Source organism: Limnohabitans sp., from assembly GCF_036804465.1.
GTDB lineage: Bacteria > Pseudomonadota > Gammaproteobacteria > Burkholderiales > Burkholderiaceae_C > Limnohabitans.
This window is the reverse complement of the sequence record NZ_DAIRSK010000006.1, coordinates 64,396-88,629: the sequence shown is the minus strand read 5'-3', so window position 1 is coordinate 88,629 and position 24,234 is coordinate 64,396. Positions and strand designations below refer to the sequence as shown.

The following is a 24,234-nucleotide window of genomic DNA, read 5'->3' as shown; positions in this document are numbered from 1 at the left end:
AAAGGCCTCTTTGGCAGCTGCCAGCTCGGCTTCGCGTTGGGCTTGAAATTCAGCATTCAAGACCTTGATTTCGGGCGTCTCAGGGTTGTCTATAGGGGGATGTGTGTCGTGTGGGTGGGGCTGATTCATGCGGCATTGTAGAATCAGCCAAGTTTTTCGCCGTCTTTGAGACCTTTTTAACCAAAGAACACTTATGAAGCTGATTGCCTCTTTGCTCATTGCTGCCGCCTTGGTAGCCCCCGTCTTGTCAACCGCCGCTCAGCCTCCAGCACCTGCTGCCAAGGCCGATTTGGCAAAAGGTGAAGCCACTTTCACAGCGATTTGCGCGTCTTGCCATGGTGCAGACGGCAACTCTGGCTCACCTGCCAACCCTAAGCTGGCACAACAGCATCCCGAATATTTGGTCAAGCAGTTGCAAGAGTACAAATCAGGCAAACGCGCCAACGCCATCATGAGCGGCATGGCTGCAGGTTTGTCTGAGGCAGACATGAAGAACGTCGCCGCTTGGTTGGCCACCAAAGAGGCCAAGCCCAACTTTGCCAAAGAAAAAGATTTGGTGGCATTGGGTGAGCGCATTTACCGCGGTGGCGTGGCCGAGCGTCAAATAGCGGCTTGTGCTGGCTGCCACAGCCCAACAGGCGCTGGTATTCCCTCTCAGTACCCACGTTTGTCTGGCCAACATGCCGACTACACCATGGCTCAGTTGAGTGCTTTCCGTGAGCACGCCAACAAAGGCGCGGGTCAAAACGTGGGCCGTGGCAACAATGCTCAGATGAGCGGTGTGGCTTCCAAATTGAATGACCGCGAAATCAAAGCTGTGTCTGACTACATCGCTGGCTTGCGTTAATCCCAGCCCCACACTTGATGATCCAAAGCTGGCCATGTGCCAGCTTTTTTGTTGTCTGCTGCATGGGTTTGGGCCAATGGGCGGGGGGAATTGACTTTGCCTCACAATCAGCAAACTTCGTCGTTCAAGGAGAGTCGTTGTGCCATCCCCGCAATTTTCGAACAACCATGACTCGGGCTTTGTTCACCCTGTGAGCAGCGAGATCACGCCGCCAGTGGCCTACGCCCAGCGCCGCGACTGGCTCAAGCACATGGCCGCTGGTGCAGCGGGCTTGTCAATGGCTGCTTGGGCTTCACGTGGGGCTTGGGCTCAAACAGCCAGCGAAGCCGTGGTGCGTCCAGGCAAGTTGGCCCTTTTGACGGGTGCGGTGAGCCGTGTGAGCGGCTCCAACACCATGGAAAAAATCACCAGCTACACCGACGCCAGCACCTACAACAATTTTTACGAATTTGGCACCGACAAATCAGACCCCGCCAAATACGCACACACCTTGCCGATCAAACCCTGGACGGTGGACATCGAAGGCCTTGTGAATAAACCAGGCCGTTTGGATCTCGATGCCTTGCTCAAACTCAGCCCGATGGAAGAGCGCATCTACCGCATGCGTTGTGTGGAGGGCTGGTCGATGGTGATTCCTTGGGTGGGCTATTCCTTGGCTGAACTCATCAAACGCGTGGAGCCTTTGGGCAGTGCGAAGTTTGTGGAGTTCTACACGTTGGCGGACCCCAAAACCATGCCCGGCGTGCGCTCGCGGGTGCTCGATTGGCCTTATGTCGAGGGCCTGCGCATGGACGAGGCCATGCACCCGCTCACGCTTTTGAGCTTTGGCATGTATGGCGAAGTGCTGCCCAATCAAAACGGCGCGCCTGTGCGCTTGGTCGTGCCGTGGAAATACGGGTTCAAAAGCGCCAAGAGCTTGGTGAAGATTCGCTTTGTCGAAAAGCAACCTGTTAACTCGTGGGGTCGCTCAGCGCCTCAAGAGTATGGCTTTTTCTCCAACGTCAACCCAAACGTCAGCCACCCGCGATGGAGCCAAGCCACGGAGCGGCGCATTGGCGAAGATGGCTTGTTCGCCAAAAAGCGCAAGACCTTGATGTTCAATGGCTATGAGGCCCAAGTAGGTCAGCTGTATGCAGGCATGGACCTGAGTAAGTTTTATTGAGGTGAATGCCGCCCTGCGCAATGCTTTGCAACATGGCGGTGCCAAGCTTGCGCTGTGGCTGTTGGCTCTTGCGCCTTTTGTTTGGTTGGTGTGGGGCGCTGCCAATGATGCCTTGGGTGCGAACCCCGCGGAGTATTTGATTCGCGCCAGCGGCGATTGGACGCTGCGCCTGTTGTGCATCACCTTGGCGGTGACGCCGTTGCGTGTGATGTTGGGGTTGCCAGAGCTGCTTCGCTTTCGGCGCATGCTGGGCTTGTTCACCTACTTTTATGTGGTGCTGCATTTGCTTTGTTACAGCTGGTTGGATATGGGGTTTGAGTGGGGCGACATTGCGACGGATATTGCGAAGCGCCCGTTTATCTTGGTGGGTTTCACTGCGTGTGTGTTGCTCACGCCTTTGGCCTTGACTTCATTTCACCGCGCGATTCGTTGGCTAGGGGCCAAGCGTTGGCAGGCGTTGCACCGGCTGGTGTATGCGGTGGCTTTGCTAGCGGTGTTGCACTTTTTTTGGATGCGGGCGGGCAAGAGTGACTTTGCAGAGGTGTTTGTTTATGCCGCTGTTTTGTTTGTTTTGCTGGCTTGGCGGGTTTTCCACTCTTCTTTGTGGCGTCGTTTGTTGCGCTCGGTTGGTTTCACTCGCTGATGCGGCTACGGGTGTGCGGCCCCTTTCTCATGCTGGGGTACCAGAAATCGTCAGGGGCTGGCTAATCGCCGCGGCGCAGCGAAAGCAAAGCGCAGCGAAAGCAAAGCGCCACGAAAGCAAAAGCTTAAGAAACCAAAGACTCACACGCCATCAGATCCGCCACCGTCTCACGGCGTCGAATCACATGCGCCTTGTCCCCGTCCACCAAAACCTCAGCCGCCCGCCCGCGCGTGTTGTAGTTGCTAGACATGGCCACGCAATACGCACCGGTCGACAGCACGGCCAACAAATCGCCCGTCTGCACTGCGAGCTGGCGGTCACGACCCAGCCAGTCACCGCTTTCGCACACAGGGCCCACCACGTCGTACGCCACCGCCTCACCCGCACGCGGCGTCAAGGGCACGATTTGGTGGAAGGCTTCGTACATCGCAGGACGCGGCAAGTCATTCATGGCCGCGTCGACGATGCAAAAGTTCTTTTGCTCGCCGGGCTTCAAATAAAGCACCTCTGTCAAGCACACGCCCGCATTGCCAACAAGAGAGCGACCGGGTTCAATCATCAGCTGACGCTGGCCGTAGCCACGTGCATCGAGCTTGGCCAAGAGTTGTGCCCATAGCGCGTCTGCAGCAGGTGGCGTGTCGCCGTTGTAGTTGATGCCTAGGCCGCCGCCAAAATCAATGTGTTGAATGGCAATGCCTGCGGCCTCAATGGCATCGACCAAATCAAGCACGCGGTCCATCGCGTCTAAGTAGGGCGTGGCGTCAGTAATTTGCGAACCGATGTGGCAGTCAATGCCTTTGACTTGCAAGCCCGGCAGGCTGGCAGCGCGTTGGTAGGTGGCCAAAGCGCGCTCGTGTGCCACGCCAAATTTGTTGCCTTTGAGACCCGTGGAAATGTAGGGATGGGTTTTGGCATCTACGTTGGGGTTGACGCGGATGCTGATGGGTGCGCGCTTGCCCATGCTTTGTGCCACATCGCTGAGCACTTCGAGTTCGGCTTCGCTCTCGACGTTGAAACAGGCAATGCCCGCATCCAAAGCTTTGCGCATTTCGGCGCGTGTTTTACCTACACCGGAGAAGATGACTTGAGAGACGTCGCCACCTGCAGCGATCACGCGGTCTAGCTCCCCACCCGAGACGATGTCAAAACCACAACCCGCTTGCGCAAACACTTGCAGCACGGCCAAGGACGAGTTGGCTTTCATGGCGTAGCAAATACGGGCGTTGCGGCCTGCGAAACCGCGTTGATAAGCGGCCAGGGCGTTGAGCATGGCGGCTTTGGAGTACACAAACAAAGGCGTGCCATGCACATGGGCGAGGTCGGCGAGCTTGACGTTTTCTAAATACAAATCATTGTTCTGTGTGGCCACAAAGGGCGCGCCGGCAAGCGTGGTGTGTGTCATTGGACGGTTCTTGAAGAATTAACGGCCAGTCGCAGCAGACGCAGCATTGGCAGGAGGTGAGGCAGGAGGTGCTGCGGTGCCAGGCAATTGACGGCGCACAATGTCGGGCAAGGTGGCGCGTTGTTTGAACTCGGGGTCGTTGGGCATATAGAGTGCGCCCTTTTGGCCGCAGGCTGACAAAGCAAGCACCAAGCTCAATGCAGAGGCCGCAGTCGCACCAAGGTGCGAGCCTCTGACTAGAATCTTTTTATCAATACCCATGGCACAAATTGTATGACCGATCTCGAATTCTTAGACCATGCAGAACTTCTGCTCAAAGCCGTTGAGTTGGCTTGCGACCGCATCAACGACGACGGTGAGGCCGACATCGACAACCAGCGCGTGGGTGGCATGATCACGCTGACATTTGAGAACAAAAGCCAGATCATCATCAACTTGCAAAAGCCCTTGCATGAGGTCTGGTTGGCGGCACGCTCTGGGGGCTATCACTTCAAGTTTGACGGCTTGCAATGGGTCGACACCAAAGGCCAAGGTGAATTTTTTGAACGCCTGTCCCAAGACGCCAGCACCCAAACTGGGCTAGCGTTGGGCTTTCATGCTAGTTCCTAAATAAATCGAGAATCTTTTTCTTCTCGTCGTTGGCGGGCAGTGGTTCGCTGCCGTTGCCTGATCGGCTCTCGAGCCCCAAACTCCCCACGCCTGCGCCACGGCTGAATTCGGAATACGCCCAATCGCCCCCTTCATGGCTCAGGCCTGCGGGCGGTACTGGCTCAGACACGGGCACGTTTTGCAAGGCGTGTTGCATGTAGCTGATCCACACGGGCAGACTCAAGCCGCCACCCGTTTCGCGGTCGCCCAGCTTGCGCGGTGTGTCGTAGCCGATCCATGTGACGGCGGTGAGTGTGGGGTGATAGCCTGCAAACCAAGCGTCCATTGAATCGTTGGTGGTACCTGTTTTGCCGTAAATGTCGTTGCGCTTCAAGGTGGCTTGTGCGCGCGCAGCGGTGCCTGAACGGGTGACCTCTTGAAGCAAACTGGTCATCACAAATGCGTTGCGTGCGTCGATGGCGCGGGCTGATTCTTCCAGCGGGGGCGGTGTGAACTCAGACAAAACCTTGCCCATTTGATCGGTCACCTTGGTCACGAGGTAGGGGTTCACGCGGTAGCCACCATTGGCAAACACCGAATAGCCTGACGCCATTTGCAGTGGCGTGACCGAGCCAGCACCCAAAGCCATGGTCAGGTAGGGCGGATGTTTTTCAGCATCAAAGCCAAACTGGGCAATCCAGTCTTGCGCGTTTTGTGCGCCCACCGCTTGCAACACGCGAATCGACACCATGTTTTTCGACTTGGCCAAACCTTTGCGCAAGCTCATGGGACCTTCAAACGTGCCGTCGTAGTTTTTGGGCTCCCACGGTTGGCCACCCGTGACGCTGGCATCAAAGAACAGCGGCGCATCGTTCACCACCGTCATGGGCGTGAAGCCTTTTTCTAGCGCGGCTGAATAAATGAAAGGTTTGAAGCTTGACCCCGGTTGGCGCCAAGCTTGGGTCACGTGGTTGAATTTGTTTTTGTTGAAGTCAAAGCCGCCCACCAGCGCATGAATCGCACCGTCGCGTGGGTCGATGGATACAAACGCGCCTTCCACTTCGGGCAGTTGGGTGATTTCCCAGCCGCCTTTGGCGGTCTTGGTGATGCGCACCAGCGCGCCTGGGCGTAGCTTGATGTTGGGCGCGGCTTTGTCTGACAAGCCCGATTGCACAGGCTGCAAACCTTCGCCCGTGATTTCCAGAACTTCGCTGTTTTGGCGCATCACGCGCACTTTTTTGGGGGTGGCGTCTAGCACCACGGCTGCCAGCAAATCGCCTTTGTCGCCCTGCTCAATCAAGGCGTCGTCAATCGCGTCTTCTAGCTCAGCTGCTTTTTCAGGCAAGGTGATGAAACGCTCAGGGCCGCGGTAGTGTTGGCGGCGCTCAAAGTCCATGATGCCGCGACGCAGCGCAAAGTAGGCCGCTTGTTGGTCGCTGGCGCGAATCGTGGTGTAGACGTTCAAGCCGCGTGTATAGATCTCGGGGCCGTACTGCGCAAACATGAGCTGACGGGCCATCTCAGCCACGAAGTCAGCGTGTGTGTTGAGGCTGCTGGTGGCAGTGCGAATCTTCAACTCCTCTTGCTTGGCGGCAATGGCTTGTTCTTTGGTGATGAAGCCGTTTTCCTCCATGCGCTCAATGATGTAGAGCTGGCGTGAGCGGGCACGTTTGGGGTTGACGATGGGGTTGTAGGCCGAGGGCGCTTTGGGCAAGCCCGCCAACATGGCCGCTTCGGCAATGCTGATATTTTTGAGGGGTTTGCCAAAGTAAGCCTCAGACGCTGCGGCAAAGCCGTAAGCCCGGTTGCCCAAATAAATTTGGTTCAGATAGATCTCAAAAATCTGGTCTTTGCTGAGCAAGTGTTCAAGTTTGCTGGTGAGCAAAATTTCGTAAATCTTGCGGGTAAAGGTTTTTTCAGACGTGAGGTACACATTGCGCGCCACCTGCATGGTGATGGTAGAAGCACCCTGGCTTTTGGCCCGTCCTAAGTTGGCCAATGCCGCACGCATCAGGCCGATGTAGTCCACCCCGCCATGTTGGTAAAAGCGCGCGTCTTCAATGGCCAGCACCGCGTCTTTCATGACCTTTGGGATGTCTTTGAAGGGTGTGAGGTTGCGTCGCTCTTCGCCGAATTCGCCAATTTGGGTGCCCTCTACCGAATACACGCGCATCGACAACTTGGGTCGGTAATCAGCCAAGTCGGAAATGTCGGGCAATTGGGGGTAGGCCATGGCCAGCGCCACGGCGACCAGGAGGCCAATGATCACTGCGCCTGCTGCCGCCAGTCCAAAGGCCCATAGCAAGACATAGCCCAGTAAAGAGCTGGGCGCTGCAGGTGCGGCGGCGTGTTCTTTCGAACCTTCGGGGGTGTGGTTTTTGGCCATAAGTAACAAGGATTATAAAAACACGCCTGCATCACAAAAGTGTCAAGTCAAACACCGCCGCAATCCGCTTTTTTAACGTTGAAATTCAAAGCATTTTTAGCTTGATCAAAGGATGCTCTGATGCGCTGGACTTCATGGTTGCCACGCTCACGCCCGCACCGTCTTTGTGTGGTTGGGCTTGATATTGGTCCACAGGCATGCAGTTGGGTGGTGCTCAGCGGTTCTCAGAGCCAGCCCGACAGGGTTTGCTGCGCTGAGCGGCTGCAACTTCCTCATGGTTTGGTGGCGCAGGGTGAGGTGGTGCAGTCGGTGGCCTTGGGGCAATGGCTGCGTTCTCAATTGGACGCGGGTGGCTACGAGCCTAGCGAGGTCTTCATCGGGTTAGACAGTGCACAGGTGTCGCATCACATGGTCACTTTGGCGGCTGGCCTGTCGCCCGCAGATGTGAGGTTTCAGCTGCAAGCGGAGGTGCAGGCGGTGTTGCCTCCACATGCCCCAGAGGTGTGCATCGATTACGCCGTCGACACCACAACCGCCACCATGAACGAATCAACCTATTGTGTGCAAGCTGTCCCGCGTGCGCAAGTCGATGCCTTGCAGCGGGTGGCACACACGGCGGGCTTCAAAGTGCGGGTGATTGAACCTAGACAAGATGCTGTTCGCCGTAAAGAGCAATGCCAAGCAGAGCAATGCCAAGCCTTGGCAGGCTTACCCATCGCCAGTTTGGCTTTGACCATGCAATGCGAGGTGGCCTTGGGTTTGGCCTTACGTGCATGGCATGATGACGGAATCAATTTTTTACCACGCCGCGATGCATCTCAGGATGTGTTGCGCCGCAGATGCTTCTGGGGCGTGGCCTTGAGTGCCCTGGGTGGCGCGGTGTTGGCCGCAGGTTTTGCCGTGGTGATGGCGTCTGCCACTCAAGCCAAGCAAGCTCACTTGGCCGATGCCGCATCGTCTTCTCGTGCATGGTCGCAGGCACAACGCGCACATGCCCACGCCAAAACCATCGATGAGCGGCGTGCAGCGCAAGCAAGTTGGCTCAAGGTTCGTCAAGACCTGCAGTTGCAGAGTCTGCAATGGAGCCGAGTGCTTAGCCATGGCGCCCAAGGTGTGTGGGTGTCTACCGTCAAACAGCAAGGGACGCGTTGGACGATGCAGGGCGAAGCCTTGACACCCGGCCATGCGCAGCACTTGGTGCAGCAACTCAAGGCGCTAGACATTTGGGTGCAAGCCCCCGAGCTGCCGCAACTGACGTCCGCGGTTTCAACCACTGGCTTGCCTGTCTGGCAGTTCCGCATTGAAGCTGATCTGAAAGGAGGAATGTGATGGCGTGGCTCAGCATTTTTAAGTTGTCTGTGCAACATGTGGATTGGCATCAGCCTTGGTGTTGGCCTCGTGCGGTTCAAAACCTGTTGTTTGTGGGCGCAGGCGTGTGTGGTGTGTTGCTCCTCAGTCCTTGGTGGCTGCACAACTGGCAAGCGTTGGATGAAGCGAATGCAGCGCAAGCAAAGTTGCAGGCCCAGCAAGACGCCATACAAGCGCTGCACGCACAAACTGCGCAACTGCTGCAAGAGCAACAGCCATTTGCCGTCCCACTGGCAGATGCGGCTGTGCTTACCCAGTTGGCTCAACAGCAAGGCCTGCAGTTTTCTGAGCAGGGTGTGGACAAACCGCTGCAAAGTGCAGCCCTGAATGCGTTGCAAATACAGCAGCTGCCTATGCACTTCAAAGTGCATGGCGCTTGGGATAGCTGGCGCCATTGGCTTGCGCAATGGCCAGTTGCTGCGCCAGGCATGACGGTGGCTTCGCTAGAGATCAAGGCTGATGCATCTGGCAGCATCGCGGCACAAGTGCTTGCGGTGGCGCCTCAATCGACGTCGACCGAATCGACCTTTGAGCTGTCCAAGGTCAACTTGGAAAGTGCAAATGCAAATGCAAATGCACATTCAAATGACCCATTCAATGCACAAGCTTGGGTCAGTGCGCAGCGAGCATATGCTGCGCAGCAGCCCAGTTACTTGCGTTTGGTTGCCCCCGAGTTGTTGCGTGCGCGTGATGTGCTCGAGGCTTTTCCGCGCGAGCGGTTGCAATACGTGGGCCACATCGCCTCTGGCGCTGAGTTGGAAGGGCTGATCCGGGTTGTGCCGCCTGAGGGCGCCAAGAAAGAAGCCGCCATGATGAGTGTGTACCGCGTGCGGTTGGGGCAGCGCCTAGGGCAAGATTTTGGCAAAGTGTTGGCCGTTCGCCCTGAACACTTGATGCTGCAAGAGTTGGCCTTGACTGCCGCTGGCCAATGGCAAACACGCGAAGTACGTTTGCCATTGCAGGAGGCGTCTCCATGAGTGTTCAGTTTTTCTATGGCTTGCGGGTGACGGGTGCATTGGTAAATGCAGTGCGCCGTGCTGTTGAGGGGGGCTTCATGATTTGCTGTTGCGCTTTTGCAGCCCCATTGCAAGGCCAAGAGAGCAAGCCCCCATTTATCGGCGCACCCATGTCGATGAATTTTCAAAACATCGAGGTACGCACGGCGCTGCAGATCTTGGCTGATTTCACAGGGCTCAACATCATCACCTCAGACAGCGTCACAGGATCACTCACCTTGAAGTTGCACAAAGTGCCTTGGGACCAAGTGTTGGACATCATGGCCCAAGCGAAGGGCTTGAGTGTGCGCCAGCAAGGCAATGTGGTGTGGGTCGCCCCACGTGCCGAAGTGGCTGCGCGTGAAAAGCTGGAGTATGAAAGCAAACTTGCCGCGCAAAATCTAGCACCCATGCAAACGCGTGGCTTTCTCCTCAATTACGCCAAGGCGGTGGATGTATTGACGCAAATTCAAGGCGGCACGGTGATGCCAGCCTTACCTGCCATGGGCAGCTACGGAGGTGTTGGCGGCTTCGCTGGCATGGGTGGCGCGGGCCTAGGCGCCGTGCCGCCTTTAGGCTCTGCACCTTTTGGCCTGTCATCCATGGGCGGTGGTTCGCGCATTCTCAGCGCACGCGGCAGCGCCATGGCCGAGTCGCGAACCAATCAGCTGTTTGTCACAGACGTTGCCGAACGCATCGAGCAGGTGGCGCAAATGATTGCCAAAATCGACATTCCTCTGCGCCAAGTCATGATCGAAGCGCGCATCGTGCAAGCCAGCGACACCTTTGGCCAAACGTTGGGGGTTCGTCTGGGTGGCATGGGGCAGGGTGGCTCTCAAAGTGTGTGGGGCCCGACGAATGTCAACGTTGTCGCCAATGCCAACCCCACGGCGCAGCAAGCCACGAGCTTCAACATGGCCGACAAAACGCTAGACACCTCAGGCAGCTTTGTTAATTTGCCCGCTCCCAGCCTCAATGGTTTTGCCTCAGCCAGTTTTGCGGTGTCAATTTTTAATTCGGCCAAGAACCGTTTTCTGAACCTGGAGTTGTCAGCACTTGAGGCCGATGGCAAAGGCAAGGTCGTGTCCAGCCCACGCGTGGTCACGGCCGATCAAGCCAAAGCCGTGATTGAGCAAGGCACTGAATTGCCTTATCAAGTGGCGGCGGCCAGCGGCGCATCCACCTTGGCATTTCGCAAGGCCAACCTCAAGCTCGAAGTTACCCCGCAAATCACGCCCGAAGGCGGCATTGTATTGGACTTGGATATTTCAAAGGACAACGTGGGCCAAATCACCCCCGCGGGTTTTGCCATCGACACCAAACACATCAAAACCCAAGTGCTGGTTGAAAACGGCGGCACGGTCATGATTGGCGGCATTTACGAAACCAGCGAACAAGAGGACGTGTACAAAGTGCCGCTCTTGGGCGACATTCCCGTGCTGGGCTTTTTGTTCAAAAACCGCCGCACCGCCCAAGCCAAGCAAGAGTTGCTGGTCTTCATAACCCCTAAAATGCTAGATCACAGTGCCGTTGCACGTTGAGAAAGCCTATGTTGTTGGTTTTGGTGGGTCTGCCGGGTTCTGGCAAAACGACCGTTGGGCGTCAATTGGCGCGACGACTTCACCTCCCCTTTGTTGATTCGGATCACGCGATTGAGAACCGCTTAGGTTGTTCGGTCCGCGAATATTTCGAACGCGAAGGGGAAGACCGCTTTCGTGACCTCGAATCTGAAGTGATCGCCGATTTGTGCCACCACCACCAAGGCGTGTTGTCCACTGGCGGCGGCTCGGTGCTGCGCCCCATCAACCGTGAACGCCTGCGCCAACATGGTCATGTGTTTTATTTGCGCTCCAGCCCCGAAGAGGTGTTTCGTCGTTTGCGCAACGACCAAAACCGTCCTTTGCTGCAAGTGGCCGACCCCCAAGCCCGTCTGCGTGAGCTGCTTGAGGCGCGTGACCCCATGTACCGCGCAGCCGCGCATTACGTCATCGAAACAGGCCGCCCGAATGTGGCAGGCTTGGTCAACATGATCGTGTCGCAGCTTGAACTCGCTGGGCACATCAAGCCCGTCTCGCCTCCCGCGCCCACCGACCGTCCACGCGTGTCGCCTCCTCACTGAACCTGAGCCATGTCCCACACACCACACCTCGACCGCGTTGCCATTGAATTGGGCGAGCGCAGCTATCCAATTTTGATTGGCGCGCAGTTGCTCAGTCACGCCAGCACCTGGGCCGATTTGCCCAAAGCCTCCGCCGCCCTCATCGTGACCAACGACACCGTGGGCCCCCTTTATGCCCAGCGTTTGCAAGCCGCCCTCGCGCCGCTTTACCCGCATGTGCACACGGTGGCCTTGCCTGATGGCGAGAGCCACAAAGATTGGCAAACCCTCAACCTGATTTTTGACACGCTGTTGGGTCAAGGTGCAGACCGCAAAACCGTGCTGTTCGCTTTGGGCGGCGGCGTGGTGGGCGATATGACTGGTTTTGCCGCCGCGTGCTACATGCGGGGTGTGCCTTTTGTGCAAGTGCCCACCACATTGCTCGCGCAAGTCGATTCATCGGTTGGCGGCAAAACGGCTATCAACCATCCCATTGGTAAAAACATGATTGGCGCCTTCTACCAGCCGCACCGCGTGGTGTGCGACTTAGATACGCTGCAAACCTTGCCTCAGCGCGAGATGAGCGCGGGCTTGGCCGAAGTCATCAAATACGGCCCCATCGCCGACATGCAGTTTTTGGATTGGATCGACAGCCACCTCGACGCGCTGCTGGCGCGTGACCCGCAAGCGTTGGCGCACGCTGTGAAGCGCAGTTGCGAAATCAAAGCGTGGGTGGTGGGCCAAGACGAACGCGAAGGCGGGATTCGCGCCATCTTGAATTTCGGCCACACCTTTGGTCACGCCATTGAGGCGGGTTTGGGCTTTGGCGAGTGGCTGCACGGCGAAGCTGTGGGCTGCGGCATGGTCATGGCCTCGCATCTCTCGCAACGTTTGGGTTTGGTGGACGAAGCGTTTGTCTCGCGCTTGACCGCCCTCATTGCGCGCGCTGGCTTGCCCATCGTCGGCCCCCAACTTGGCGCAGATGTTTACCTGCACCACATGCGCGTGGACAAAAAAGCCGAAGCCGGTGAAATCAAATTCGTGCTCATCGACAAGCCGGGCACGGCCATCGTGCGTGGCGCACCCGATGCCTTGGTGGCCCAAGTCATCGACGACTGCTGTGAAAAATAAGAGTGGCCAAGCTAGGCGAGTGAAACAACGCCGTTCGCAGTCTGGCGGTATGGGGGATGTGCCGCTGATGATTTCTGGACCAGCATGAAGAAGCGGCACATCCCCCATATCGCCAGCGAGCACAGAAAAAAAAGCAATGATCCAACTCGCCCCCTACGCCTGCCAGCCTGAACAGTCTCGTGGTCGCCGCCACGCAGAACCCTCTGTGCCAGCTCACGCCTCCAGCGTGCGCAACCCGCACCAGCGCGACCGCGACCGCATCGTTCATTCCACGGCCTTTAGGCGCTTGGTCTACAAAACCCAAGTTTTCTTGAACCACGAAGGCGACTTGTTTCGCACGCGCATGACGCACTCGCTTGAGGTGGCGCAGCTGGGACGCTCCATCGCGCGAGCATTGAATTTGAATGAAGACTTGGTCGAAGCCATTGCCTTGGCGCATGACCTCGGCCACACGCCTTTTGGTCATGCTGGCCAAGACGCGCTCAACGAATGCATGGCCCCCTACGGAGGCTTCGAACACAACCTGCAAAGCCTGCGCGTGGTGGATGAGTTGGAAGAGCGCTACCCCGCCTTCAACGGACTCAACTTGAGCTTCGAAACCCGCGAGGGCATCTTGAAACATTGCGCGCGCCGCAATGCCGAACTCATCAACGCACAAGAACCAAACGGCGTTGCCGCTCGGTTTTTAAACGGCACGCAGCCGAGCTTAGAAGCGCAGCTGTGCAATCTGGCCGATGCCATTGCCTACAACGCGCACGACATTGATGACGGCGTGCGCTCTGGTTTGCTCGCGCTCGACCAGTTACAAGACGTGTCACTGTTTGCGCGCTACCAAGCACAAACGCTGTTGGATTACCCGCACCTGCAAACGCAGCACCCCAATGCGCAAGGCCGTCGCTTGCTTTATGAAACCATTCGCCGCATGTTGAGCGACCAGGTGTACGACGTGATCAATGCCACGCGAGCAGCGCTCGACCAGCACGCCCCCACCAGCGTCGACGAAGCGCGTCAGTGCCCCGCACTGGTGCAGTTCAGCGTGGCAATGCACCAAGAGTCGAAAGCGCTTCAGTCGTTTTTGTTTCGTAATTTGTACCGTCACCCGCAGGTCATGCAAAACACCGACGGCGCTCGCGCCATGGTGCAAGAACTGTTTGCCGTCTACTTGGGCAAGCCCCAAGAAATGCCTGCGGCTTATGCCCAGCGCAGCGACGTGCCGCGTGCCGTGGCCGACTATTTGTCCGGCATGACCGACCGTTTCGCCACGCGTGAACACGCCAGACTGACCGCATGACTGAACGAATGACTGACTTCGAAACAACCGCCATCGAAGACACCCAAAAGTGGCTGCTAGACGCCGTGGTGGGCCTCAACCTGTGCCCCTTCGCCAAGGCAGTGGTGGTCAAAGACATGGTGCGCTACCGCGTGTGCACATCAGCCGAACCTACCGATGTGCTGGCCATGCTGCGCGAAGAGTTGCAGCACTTGGCTGAGGCCGACCCAGACAAGCTAGACACCACGCTGCTGATTGCGCCCAAGGCCTTGCCCGACTTTTTGGACTTCAACGATTTCTTGGCCGACTGCGACGACGTGCTGTTAGACCTAGCACTAGACGGCGTGCTGCAAGTGGCCGACTTTCATCCGCACTACCAATTTGGCGGCACGGAGGTGGACGACATCGAAAACTTCACCAACCGCACGCCGTACCCCACACTGCACTTGCTGCGCGAAGCCAGCCTTGACAAAGCGGTGGAGGCCTATCCCGATGCGTCGCTCATCTTTGAGCGCAACATTGAGGTGTTGAATCAGTTGGGGCATGCGGGGTGGAAGGCTTTGGGGATTCGTGCGCGTCTTCAGGATTAATTGGCGGTAGGCGTGTTTGCGTTTGCTTCGCGCACCGGCTATGCCGATTGGCTGCGAAGTAATGAGCTCCCACGGCACAATGAGCCTATGTCCAAACACAAACTCGCCGTCGCACCCAAGCCTCAAGACCCAAGTTCGCAACTTGACCTGCGCCCCGGACAGTCCATCGAGTTGCTCAAAGAGCTGCACATTCTCACCCGCGACGGCAAGCTCAACCTTGATTCGCGTCGCAAGCTCAAGCAGGTGTATCACCTGTTTCAGTTCATCGACAAGCTCTTGAAAGAACTCCCTGCCAGCGAGCAAGGTCCCACTTTGGCAGACCACGGTGCGGGTAAGTCGTATTTGGGTTTCATCATTTACGACTTGTTTTTCAAGGGGCTAGGCAAGGGCAGTATTTACGGCATCGAGACGCGCAGCGAGTTGGTCGCGTCTTCCCAAGCACTGGCGCAACGCTTGGGGTTCGAACGCATGAAGTTTCTCAACCTCAGCGTGGCCGAGTCCACGCATACCGATGCGTTGCCTGACCAGATTGATGTGGTCACCGCGCTGCACGCGTGCGACACCGCCACCGACGACGCGATGGCGTTTGGTCTGCAAAAGAAAGCCAACTACATGGTGCTGGTGCCGTGTTGCCAAGCCGAGCTGGCACGTGCGCTCAACAAAAACAAAGCCCTCAACTTGCAGCGCACCCCGCTGGCCGAGCTTTGGCGTCACCCGCTGCACACGCGCGAGATGGGCAGCCAGCTCACCAACGTGCTGCGCTGTTTGTACCTCGAAGCGATGGGCTACCAAGTGACCGTGACCGAGCTGGTGGGCTGGGAGCACAGCATGAAAAACGAGCTCATCTTGGCCAAGTACACGGGGCAGAAAAAGCGCGCTGCAGCGGAGCGCTTGCAGGCGTTGCTGACGGAGTTTGGTGTGGAAGAGCTGGCCGAGACGCGATTCAAAATTGCCGCCTAATTAATTGGAATTAATTAGGGTCAGATCCCAATTAACATCAGCAGATGGCCCGCCTCCCTCGTCTCACCGTCACCGGCTACCCGCATCACGTCATCTTGCGGGGCAACAACCGCCAAGACATTTTTCGCAGCACCGTTGACTACCAGCGCATGCTTGATTTGCTTTTCGAGCACAGCCGCGCGCACAAGGTGGATATTCATGCCTATGTGTTGATGGGCAACCATCTGCATTTGTTGCTCACGCCACAACAAGACCAGTGCCTGCCCAAAATGATGCAGGCCGTGGGCCGAAGCTATGTGCAGGTATTCAACAAAATGCATGCGCGCACTGGCACGCTATGGGAGGGGCGCTACCGCTGCACACTCATACAGACCGACCGCTATCTTTTGGCATGCATGGCCTACATCGACCTCAACCCCGTGCGTGCGCACATGGTGGCGCAACCTGAAGATTACGCATGGTCGAGCTACGGCCACTATGCGGGGCTTCGCACGGATCGGCTTATCACGCCGCATGCCCTCTGCTGGTCCTTGGGTAACACGCCGTTCGCCCGTGAGGCGGCATACGCCGAATTGGTGCGGGCGGGCATCAGTGCGGAACAGCTCGGTGCACTGACCAACGCCACGCTCAGCGGTTGGGCGCTAGGCGACGAGCGTTTTGTGGCCGATTTGCAAGCCCAAACCGCACGACGCTTGGTAAAAACCAAGGCGGGACGGCCGTTTGGCAAGGGTTTTGATCCGTCCCCCATTAAATAATCCCCAGAATTAACAAGCAATTAATTGGGTTCTGACCCCAATTAATTTTCTTGGCATGGATGCTGCAATGCAGTATTCTTCTTGTCCCGCTGATTTTTTTGAGGAATGCGCGATGACCACGGCTGCCAACAAAGCACACCTGCAAGCTCAGGGTTTGTACGACCCCTCTAACGAACATGACGCCTGTGGCGTGGGCTTTGTGGCTCACGTCAAGGGTCAAAAGAGCCACGCCATCGTGGGTCAAGCGCTCAAAATTTTGGAAAACCTCGACCACCGGGGTGCCGTGGGTGCTGACGCGCTCATGGGCGACGGGGCAGGTATCTTGATTCAATTGCCCGACGCTTTGTACCGCGAAGAGATGGCCAAACAAGGGGTCCACTTGCCCCCGATGGGCGAGTACGGCGTCGGCATGGTGTTTTTGCCCAAAGAAAGCGCGTCGCGCTTGGCTTGCGAGCAAGAGCTTGACCGCGCGGTCAAAGCCGAAGGCCAAGTGTTGCTGGGCTGGCGCGATGTACCGGTCAACCTGGACATGCCCATGTCGCCACGTGTGCGCGAAAAAGAGCCCGTGATCCGCCAAATCTTCATCGGCCGCGGTAACGACGTGATCGTGCAGGATGCGCTCGAGCGCAAGCTCTACGTCATCCGTAAAACAGCCAGCGCCGCGATTCAGCACCTCAACCTGAAGCACGGCAAAGAGTATTACGTGCCCAGCATGTCTAGCCGCACCATCATTTACAAAGGCTTGTTGCTGGCCGACCAGGTGGGCACTTATTACCGCGATTTGACCGATGAGCGCTGCGTGTCAGCACTGGGTTTGGTGCACCAACGCTTCTCGACCAACACCTTCCCAGAATGGCCGCTGGCTCACCCTTACCGCTATGTGGCGCACAACGGTGAGATCAACACCGTCAAAGGCAACTACAACTGGATGAAGGCGCGCGAAGGCGTGATGTCCTCCCCCGTCTTGGGTGACGACCTCAAAAAGCTCTACCCCATCAGCTTTGCTGATCAGTCAGACACCGCTACCTTCGACAACTGCCTCGAATTGATGACGATGGCAGGCTATCCCATCAGCCAAGCTGTGATGATGATGATTCCCGAGCCATGGGAAAACCACAGCACCATGGACGAGCGCCGCAAGGCCTTTTACGAATACCACGCCGCGATGTTGGAGCCGTGGGACGGCCCCGCTTCAATCGTGTTCACCGATGGTCGCCAAATTGGCGCGACCTTGGACCGCAACGGCTTGCGTCCTTCACGCTACTGCATCACCGACGATGACATGGTCATCATGGCATCGGAGTCAGGCGTGCTGCCAGTGCCAGAGAGCAAGATCGTGCGCAAGTGGCGTTTGCAGCCCGGCAAGATGTTCTTGATCGACCTCGAACAAGGTCGCATGATTGATGATGAAGAGCTCAAAGCAGGCCTCACCAATACCAAGCCTTACAAGCAATGGATTGAAAACGTCCGCATCAAACTTGACGATGTCAAACGCCATGAAGGCGAAACCGCCCAAGCCAGCGATGTGTCTTTGCTCGACCGTCAACAAGCCTTTGGTTACAGCCAAGAAGACATCAAGTTCTTGATGGCCCCGATGGCCATCAACGGCGAAGAAGGCATTGGCTCCATGGGCAATGACAGCCCCTTGGCCGTGCTGTCTGGCAAAAACAAACCGCTCTACAACTACTTCAAGCAGTTGTTTGCGCAAGTGACCAACCCACCGATCGACCCGATCCGTGAAGCCATTGTCATGTCGCTGGTGTCGTTCGTGGGTCCCAAGCCCAACTTGCTCGACATCAACCAAGTCAACCCACCCATGCGTTTGGAAGTCAGCCAGCCTGTGTTGGACTTCACCGATATGGCCAAGTTGCGTGACATCGAGCTCTACACCCATGGCAAGTTCAAGAGCGCCACGCTCGACATGACTTACCCTTTGGCATGGGGCCACGAAGGCGTCGAGGCCAAATTGGCTTCGTTGTGTGCTGAAGCGGTGGACGCCATCAAAGGTGGCCACAACATCCTCATCATCAGCGACCGCGCAATAGGCGCCACCCAAGTGGCGATTCCGGCTGTGTTGGCCTTGTCGGCGATTCATCAACATTTGGTGCGCGAAGGTTTGCGCACCACCGCGGGTTTGGTGGTGGAGACGGGCAGTGCGCGCGAAGTGCACCACTTTGCCGTGCTGGCAGGCTACGGCGCAGAAGCCGTGCACCCCTACCTCGCGCTCGAAACACTGGCCAACTTGCACAAAGATCTGCCAGCAGATTTGTCGACCGACAAGGCCACTTACAACTACATCAAAGCCATCGGCAAAGGCCTATCAAAAATCATGTCCAAGATGGGCGTGTCGACCTACATGTCTTATTGCGGCGCGCAGTTGTTTGAAGCCATCGGCATCAACACCGAAACCGTGCAAAAGTATTTCACTGGCACACCGAGCCGCGTGGAAGGCATTGGCATTTTCGAGATGGCCGAAGAAGGCATTCGCATGCACCATGATGCGTTTGGTGACAAACCCGTGTTGGCCAATATGCTTGATGCTGGCGGTGAATACGCTTGGCGCGCCCGTGGCGAAGAGCACATGTGGACGCCAGATGCGATTGCCAAGTTGCAACACAGCACACGTTCGAACAACTTCAGTACCTACAAAGAGTACGCACAAATCGTCAACGACCAAAACAAGCGTCACCTGACCTTGCGCGGTTTGTTTGATTTCAAGATTGATCCCAGCAAAGCGATCTCGGTGGACGAGGTGGAGCCTGCTACAGAAATCGTCAAACGCTTTGCCACAGGTGCGATGTCGCTTGGTTCGATCTCCACAGAAGCGCACGCCACGCTGGCCGTGGCAATGAACCGCATTGGCGGCAAGTCCAACACGGGTGAGGGTGGTGAAGACCCCGCACGTTACCGCAACGAACTCAAGGGCATCCCCATCAAGCAAGGCGACACTCTCAAATCCATCATCGGCAACGATGTGGTGGAAGTGGACATGCCTTTGAATGCAGGCGACAGTTTGCGTTCACGCATCAAGCAAGTGGCTTCAGGCCGCTTTGGTGTCACGGCCGAATATTTGTCATCGTCTGACCAAATTCAGATCAAGATGGCGCAAGGCGCCAAGCCAGGTGAAGGCGGCCAGTTGCCAGGCTCCAAAGTGTCGGAGTACATCGGCAAACTGCGCTACAGCGTGCCTGGTGTGGGCTTGATTTCTCCTCCGCCTCACCACGATATTTATTCCATCGAAGACTTGGCGCAGCTGATCCATGATTTGAAAAACGTGGCCCCTCATGCGGACATCAGCGTGAAGCTGGTGGCCGAAATCGGCGTGGGCACGATTGCCGCAGGTGTGGCCAAGTGCAAGGCCGATCACGTGGTGATTGCAGGACACGACGGCGGGACAGGCGCATCGCCTTGGTCATCGATCAAGCATGCAGGTTCGCCGTGGGAAATCGGTTTGGCAGAAACCCAACAAACCTTGGTGTTGAACGGCTTGCGCGGCCGTATCCGTGTGCAAGCTGACGGCCAAATGAAAACGGGTCGCGACGTGGCGGTGGGTGCTTTGCTCGGCGCTGACGAGTTTGGTTTTGCGACTGCCCCGTTGGTGGTGGAGGGCTGCATCATGATGCGCAAATGCCACTTAAACACCTGCCCCGTGGGTGTGGCTACTCAAGACCCCGAGTTGCGCAAAAAGTTCACAGGCAAGCCTGAGCACGTTGTCAACTACTTCTTCTTCATCGCTGAAGAAGTGCGCCAGATCATGGCGCAACTGGGCATCAAGAAGTTTGACGACATGATTGGACGCGCCGACTTGCTCGACATGCGCGCGGGTATCCAGCATTGGAAAGCCTCAGGCCTCGACTTCACGCGCTTGTTGGCGGTGCCACAAGTGGGTCCAGAAATTTCTCGCTACCACGTTGCTGTGCAAGATCATGGCTTGGAAAAAGCGCTCGACCAAAAGCTCATCGAAAAATCCAAGCCTGCCATTGAGCGCGGTGAAAAAGTGCAATTCATGGAAGTGGCTCGCAACGTCAACCGCTCTGTCGGTGCGATGTTGTCTGGCGCTGTGACCAAGGTGCACCCAGAGGGTTTGCCTGACGACACCATCCGTATCCAATTAGAGGGCACGGGCGGTCAGTCGTTCGGCGCGTTCTTGTGCAATGGCATCACGCTCTACCTCATTGGTGACGCCAACGACTACACCGGCAAAGGCCTCTCAGGCGGACGCGTGGTGGTGCGCCCCAGCATTGACTTCCGTGGCGACGCGGTGAACAACATCATCGTGGGCAACACCGTGATGATTGGTGCGACACGTGGTGAAGCGTTCTTCTGCGGCGTGGCTGGCGAGCGCTTTGCTGTGCGTTTGTCAGGCGCGACTGCTGTGGTCGAAGGCACAGGCGACCACGGTTGCGAATACATGACAGGCGGTACGGTGGCGGTGTTGGGTAAAACCGGCCGCAACTTTGCTGCAGGTATGAGCGGCGGCGTGGCGTATGTGTACGACGAAGACGGTCAGTTCCACAAAAAGTGCAACACTGCCATGGTCTCCATGGAAAAAGTGTTGACGGCTGCACAGCAAGAAGACACCTTGCCACGCGCCATTTGGCACCGTGACCAAACCGACGAAGCGCAACTCAAGAAGTTGCTCGAAGACCACCACCGCTGGACGGGCTCCAAACGCGCCCGTGACTTGTTGGACAACTGGGACACCGCACGTGCCAAATTTGTCAAAGTGTTTCCCAACGAATACAAGCGCGCATTGGGCGAGTTAAACGCCGCCAAGACGGCCAAAGCCACTGCTCCAGCGGCGCCAAAAGCTGTCGCCGTCAAGTAATGCAAAGACCCGAGTAAAAGGATTTGAATCATGGGAAAAGTCACTGGCTTCATGGAAATTGAGCGCATCGAAGAGGGCTACAAGCCCGTCAAAGAACGCTTGAAAAACTACGACGAATTTGTCATCGCCTTGGACGATGGCCAGGCCAAACAACAAGCAGCGCGATGCATGGACTGCGGCACACCGTTTTGTAACAACGGCTGCCCCGTCAACAACATCATTCCGGACTTCAATGAATTGGTCTATCAAGACGATTGGAAGAACGCGATTGACGTGCTGCACAGCACCAACAACTTCCCTGAGTTCACGGGCCGTATTTGCCCCGCACCTTGCGAAGCCGCCTGCGTGGTGAACCTCAATGGCGACGCGGTGGGCATCAAGTCCATCGAGCACGCCATCATCGACAAAGCTTGGTCTGAAGGCTGGGTGGTTGCCAAGCCAGCCAAACACAAGACGGGCAAAAAAGTGGCGGTCGTAGGTTCTGGCCCCGCCGGCATGGCTGCTGCACAGCAGTTGGCACGTGTCGGCCACGACGTGACTTTGTTTGAAAAGAACGACCGCATCGGTGGCTTGCTGCGCTACGGTATTCCAGACTTCAAGATGGAAAAATCGCACATCGACCGCCGCGTCAAACAACTGCAAGCCGAGGGCGTGACCCTCCGAACCAATGTGATGGTGGGCGAGTTGCCTAAGGGTTCGAAGGTCACCAATTGGGCCGTGGAGACCATCAGCCCCGCTCAGCTGCAAAAAGAGTTTGATGCTGTGCTGTTGACGGGTGGTTCAGAGCAGTCACGCGATTTGCCAGCACCTGGCCGCGACTTGACGGGCATTCACTTCGCGATGGAGTTTTTGCCACAACAAAACAAGGTCAATGGTGGCGACAAGGTCAAAGACCAATTACGCGCCGACGGCAAGCACGTGGTGGTGATTGGCGGTGGCGACACAGGCTCTGACTGCGTGGGCACCAGCACCCGCCACGGCGCTGCCGGCGTGGTGCAGTTTGAGGTCATGCCCATGCCACCCGAGCACGAGAACAAACCCATGGTGTGGCCTTACTGGCCGCTGAAGCTGCGCACCAGCTCTAGCCACGACGAGAGCGCTGAAAAAGGCTTGCTCAAGCGCGAATTTGCCATCTCGACCAAAGAGTTTGTCGGTGAAAACGGCAAAGTCACAGGCGTCAAAACCGTTCGCGTCGAGTGGAAAGACGGCAAGATGGTGGAAGTCGCAGGCAGTGAAGAAATCATCAAAGCCGACCTCGTGTTGCTGGCGATGGGCTTTGTCAACCCCGTGGCGACAGTTCTAGAGGGCTTCGGCGTTGAGAAAGATGCACGCGGCAATGCCAAGGCCACCACAGACTTTACGGGCGGCTATGCCACCAACGTGCCTAAGGTCTTTGCGGCTGGCGATATTCGCCGCGGTCAATCTTTGGTGGTCTGGGCCATCCGCGAAGGCCGCCAGGCCGCGCGTTCGGTGGATGAGTTCTTGATGGGCGCGAGCGATTTGCCGCGTTAATTTCTCATCTTTACAAGCCATTCACGGCTTGGCTCTAAAATAGACAAAGCTGGCCTGTTCTCTCAATGGGCCAGCTTTTGTTTTTATGACTACCACTTCCCCATTAAACACAAACCCTGATGCGCTGGTCGAATTGCGTGACATACGCTTTGGCTACGGCGAACGGGTGATCCTCGATGGCATCACGCTGACTGTGCCGCGTGGCAAAGTCACGGCGCTCATGGGCGCGTCGGGCGGCGGTAAAACCACCGTGCTGCGTTTGATTGGTGGCCAGTACCGCGCCCAATCCGGTAGCCTCACGTTTGATGGCCAAGAAGTGGCAGTCCTCAATGCCGCCGATTTGTATGCTGTGCGTCGTCGCATGGGCATGTTGTTTCAGTTTGGTGCCTTGTTCACCGACTTGAGTGTGTTTGACAATGTGGCCTTTCCGCTGCGAGAGCACACCGACTTGAGCGAATCCATGATTCGTGACATCGTGCTCATGAAACTCGAAGCCGTTGGTCTGCGCGGCGCCCGCGATTTGATGCCCAGCGAAGTCTCTGGTGGCATGGCCCGCCGTATTGCCTTGGCCCGCGCTATGGCGTTGGACCCTCAGCTAATCATGTACGACGAGCCTTTTGCGGGCTTGGACCCGATTTCGCTCGGCACCGCTGCGCGTTTGATTCGCCAACTCAACGACACGCTGGGTCTGACCAGCATCATCGTGTCGCACGATTTGGATGAAACCTTCCACATCGCCGATCAAGTGATCGTGTTGGCCAATGGCAAGATTGCTGCGCAAGGCACACCCGAGGAAGTGCGCCACAGCACAGACCCTTTGGTCAAGCAGTTTGTCACTGCTGCGCCTGATGGCCCTGTTCAATTTCATTACCCAGGCCCCAGTGTGGTGCAAGACTTTGGCATGGGGGACAAAGCATGAAATTCATCGCCAATTTAGGCTTTGCCGTGCGCAGCTTTTTGGCTGGATTGGGCTTGGGCGCACGTTTGTTTGTGCGTCTTGTGGCAGAGTTTGGCAGCAATATGCGACGCTTTGGCTTGGTGCGTGACCAAGTGCATTTCTTGGGCAACTACTCGCTGGCCATCATCGCGGTGTCTGGTCTGTTTGTGGGCTTTGTCTTGAGCTTGCAGGGCTACTACACCTTGCAGCGTTACGGTTCGTCAGAGGCTTTGGGCTTGTTGGTGGCCTTGAGCTTGGTGCGCGAACTTGGCCCCGTGGTCAGTGCCTTGTTGTTTGCAGGCCGTGCAGGTACCTCGCTCACCGCAGAAATTGGTTTGATGAAAGCGGGCGAGCAACTCAGCGCGATGGACATGATGGCGGTTGATCCGGTGCGCCGCATTTTGGGTCCGCGCTTTTGGGGCGGCATCATTGCTTTGCCTTTGCTCTCGGCTGTGTTCAGTGCGGTTGGCATTTTGGGCGGCTGGATGGTGGGTGTGCTGATGATTGGCGTCGACGCTGGTTCGTTCTGGAGCCAAATGCAAGGCGGCGTCGATGTGTGGAAAGACGTGGGCAATGGCGTGATCAAAAGCTTTGTTTTTGGTGTGACCGTCACGTTTGTGGCGTTGCTGCAAGGCTATGAAGCCCAACCCACGCCAGAAGGTGTTTCGCGTGCGACGACCAAAACAGTGGTGGTCGCTTCTTTGGCGGTGTTGGGATTGGACTTTGTCCTCACTGCCATGATGTTCAGTATTTGATGAATCG

At 56.9% G+C, this 24,234-nt stretch carries 20 protein-coding genes; 17 read left to right on the top strand and 3 right to left on the bottom strand.

The features are described from left to right. Positions 1 to 193 precede the first annotated feature (193 nt). The 3 genes from V7Q41_RS04655 to V7Q41_RS04645 all read left to right on the top strand — a co-directional run bounded on the left by V7Q41_RS04655 (position 194) and on the right by V7Q41_RS04645 (position 2,652). Positions 194 to 847: a c-type cytochrome gene (locus V7Q41_RS04655; protein WP_333843418.1), complete on the top strand. Its 654-nt coding sequence runs from the start codon at positions 194 to 196 to the stop codon at positions 845 to 847. A gap of 139 nt (positions 848 to 986) precedes the next feature. After that, entirely contained in the window at positions 987 to 2,009 is a 1,023-nt protein-coding gene (gene msrP / locus V7Q41_RS04650) for a protein-methionine-sulfoxide reductase catalytic subunit MsrP (RefSeq protein ID WP_333843416.1), read from the top strand. Positions 2,010 to 2,022: 13 nt separating this feature from the next. Beyond that, positions 2,023 to 2,652 carry a sulfite oxidase heme-binding subunit YedZ gene (locus tag V7Q41_RS04645; RefSeq protein WP_442918803.1) on the top strand — a complete coding sequence of 210 codons (630 nt, stop codon included), beginning with the start codon at positions 2,023 to 2,025 and terminating at the stop codon, positions 2,650 to 2,652. Positions 2,653 to 2,776: 124 nt separating this feature from the next. On the opposite strand, the gene lysA is transcribed toward V7Q41_RS04645, so the two are convergent. Together lysA and lptM are read right to left on the bottom strand one after the other, a co-directional pair. Then, entirely contained in the window at positions 2,777 to 4,054 is a 1,278-nt protein-coding gene (gene lysA / locus V7Q41_RS04640) for a diaminopimelate decarboxylase (RefSeq protein WP_333843411.1), read from the bottom strand. An 18-nt stretch (positions 4,055 to 4,072) separates the two neighbouring features. Next, positions 4,073 to 4,315: an LPS translocon maturation chaperone LptM gene (lptM, locus tag V7Q41_RS04635; RefSeq protein WP_333843408.1), complete on the bottom strand. Its 243-nt coding sequence runs from the start codon at positions 4,313 to 4,315 to the stop codon at positions 4,073 to 4,075. Positions 4,316 to 4,327: 12 nt separating this feature from the next. Between lptM and cyaY the strand changes: the two genes are divergently transcribed. Next, positions 4,328 to 4,663: an iron donor protein CyaY gene (gene cyaY, locus V7Q41_RS04630; RefSeq protein ID WP_333843406.1), complete on the top strand. Its 336-nt coding sequence runs from the start codon at positions 4,328 to 4,330 to the stop codon at positions 4,661 to 4,663. On the opposite strand, the gene V7Q41_RS04625 is transcribed toward cyaY, so the two are convergent. Beyond that, complete coding sequence (locus V7Q41_RS04625; protein ID WP_333843402.1) at positions 4,653 to 7,028, bottom strand: penicillin-binding protein 1A; 2,376 nt, start codon at positions 7,026 to 7,028, stop codon at positions 4,653 to 4,655. The two genes, cyaY and V7Q41_RS04625, sit on opposite strands and share 11 nt — an antisense overlap. A 120-nt stretch (positions 7,029 to 7,148) precedes the next feature. Between V7Q41_RS04625 and pilM the strand changes: the two genes are divergently transcribed. From pilM to mlaE, 13 genes are all read left to right on the top strand, one after another. Beyond that, on the top strand, positions 7,149 to 8,357 hold the full coding sequence (gene pilM, locus V7Q41_RS04620) for a pilus assembly protein PilM (protein ID WP_333843399.1): 1,209 nt from the start codon (positions 7,149 to 7,151) through the stop codon (positions 8,355 to 8,357). Beyond that, positions 8,357 to 9,373 carry a pilus assembly protein PilP gene (locus V7Q41_RS04615; RefSeq protein WP_333843396.1) on the top strand — a complete coding sequence of 339 codons (1,017 nt, stop codon included), beginning with the start codon at positions 8,357 to 8,359 and terminating at the stop codon, positions 9,371 to 9,373. The genes pilM and V7Q41_RS04615 overlap by 1 nt, the downstream gene beginning before the upstream one ends. Continuing rightward, on the top strand, positions 9,370 to 10,932 hold the full coding sequence (locus V7Q41_RS04610; protein WP_333843393.1) for a type IV pilus secretin PilQ: 1,563 nt from the start codon (positions 9,370 to 9,372) through the stop codon (positions 10,930 to 10,932). Before V7Q41_RS04615 ends, V7Q41_RS04610 begins: the two co-directional genes overlap by 4 nt. 8 nt (positions 10,933 to 10,940) lie before the next feature. Further along, on the top strand, positions 10,941 to 11,510 hold the full coding sequence (locus tag V7Q41_RS04605; RefSeq protein ID WP_333843390.1) for a shikimate kinase: 570 nt from the start codon (positions 10,941 to 10,943) through the stop codon (positions 11,508 to 11,510). Between the two features lie 9 nt (positions 11,511 to 11,519). After that, a complete protein-coding gene (gene aroB, locus V7Q41_RS04600) occupies positions 11,520 to 12,620 on the top strand; it encodes a 3-dehydroquinate synthase (RefSeq protein WP_333843387.1) in 1,101 nt (366 codons plus the stop codon). A 136-nt stretch (positions 12,621 to 12,756) separates the two neighbouring features. Continuing rightward, positions 12,757 to 13,911, top strand: coding sequence for a deoxyguanosinetriphosphate triphosphohydrolase (locus V7Q41_RS04595; protein ID WP_333843384.1), 1,155 nt, complete (start codon positions 12,757 to 12,759; stop codon positions 13,909 to 13,911). Continuing rightward, entirely contained in the window at positions 13,908 to 14,480 is a 573-nt protein-coding gene (locus V7Q41_RS04590; protein WP_333843381.1) for a DUF1415 domain-containing protein, read from the top strand. The genes V7Q41_RS04595 and V7Q41_RS04590 overlap by 4 nt, the downstream gene beginning before the upstream one ends. Positions 14,481 to 14,567: 87 nt before the next feature. Further along, a complete protein-coding gene (locus V7Q41_RS04585) occupies positions 14,568 to 15,440 on the top strand; it encodes a class I SAM-dependent methyltransferase (protein ID WP_333843378.1) in 873 nt (290 codons plus the stop codon). 44 nt (positions 15,441 to 15,484) lie between these two features. Then, the gene (locus V7Q41_RS04580) at positions 15,485 to 16,195 is read left to right on the top strand and encodes a transposase (protein ID WP_333843375.1); all 711 of its coding nucleotides are present in this window, start codon (positions 15,485 to 15,487) and stop codon (positions 16,193 to 16,195) included. A 112-nt stretch (positions 16,196 to 16,307) separates the two neighbouring features. Beyond that, entirely contained in the window at positions 16,308 to 21,023 is a 4,716-nt protein-coding gene (locus V7Q41_RS04575; RefSeq protein ID WP_333843372.1) for a glutamate synthase-related protein, read from the top strand. 30 nt (positions 21,024 to 21,053) lie between these two features. After that, positions 21,054 to 22,535, top strand: a complete 1,482-nt coding sequence (locus V7Q41_RS04570; RefSeq protein WP_333843369.1) for a glutamate synthase subunit beta — start codon at positions 21,054 to 21,056, stop codon at positions 22,533 to 22,535. A gap of 85 nt (positions 22,536 to 22,620) precedes the next feature. After that, entirely contained in the window at positions 22,621 to 23,454 is an 834-nt protein-coding gene (locus V7Q41_RS04565; protein WP_333843367.1) for an ABC transporter ATP-binding protein, read from the top strand. Next, positions 23,451 to 24,227, top strand: a complete 777-nt coding sequence (gene mlaE, locus V7Q41_RS04560; RefSeq protein WP_333843364.1) for a lipid asymmetry maintenance ABC transporter permease subunit MlaE — start codon at positions 23,451 to 23,453, stop codon at positions 24,225 to 24,227. Before V7Q41_RS04565 ends, mlaE begins: the two co-directional genes overlap by 4 nt. Positions 24,228 to 24,234 lie beyond the last annotated feature (7 nt).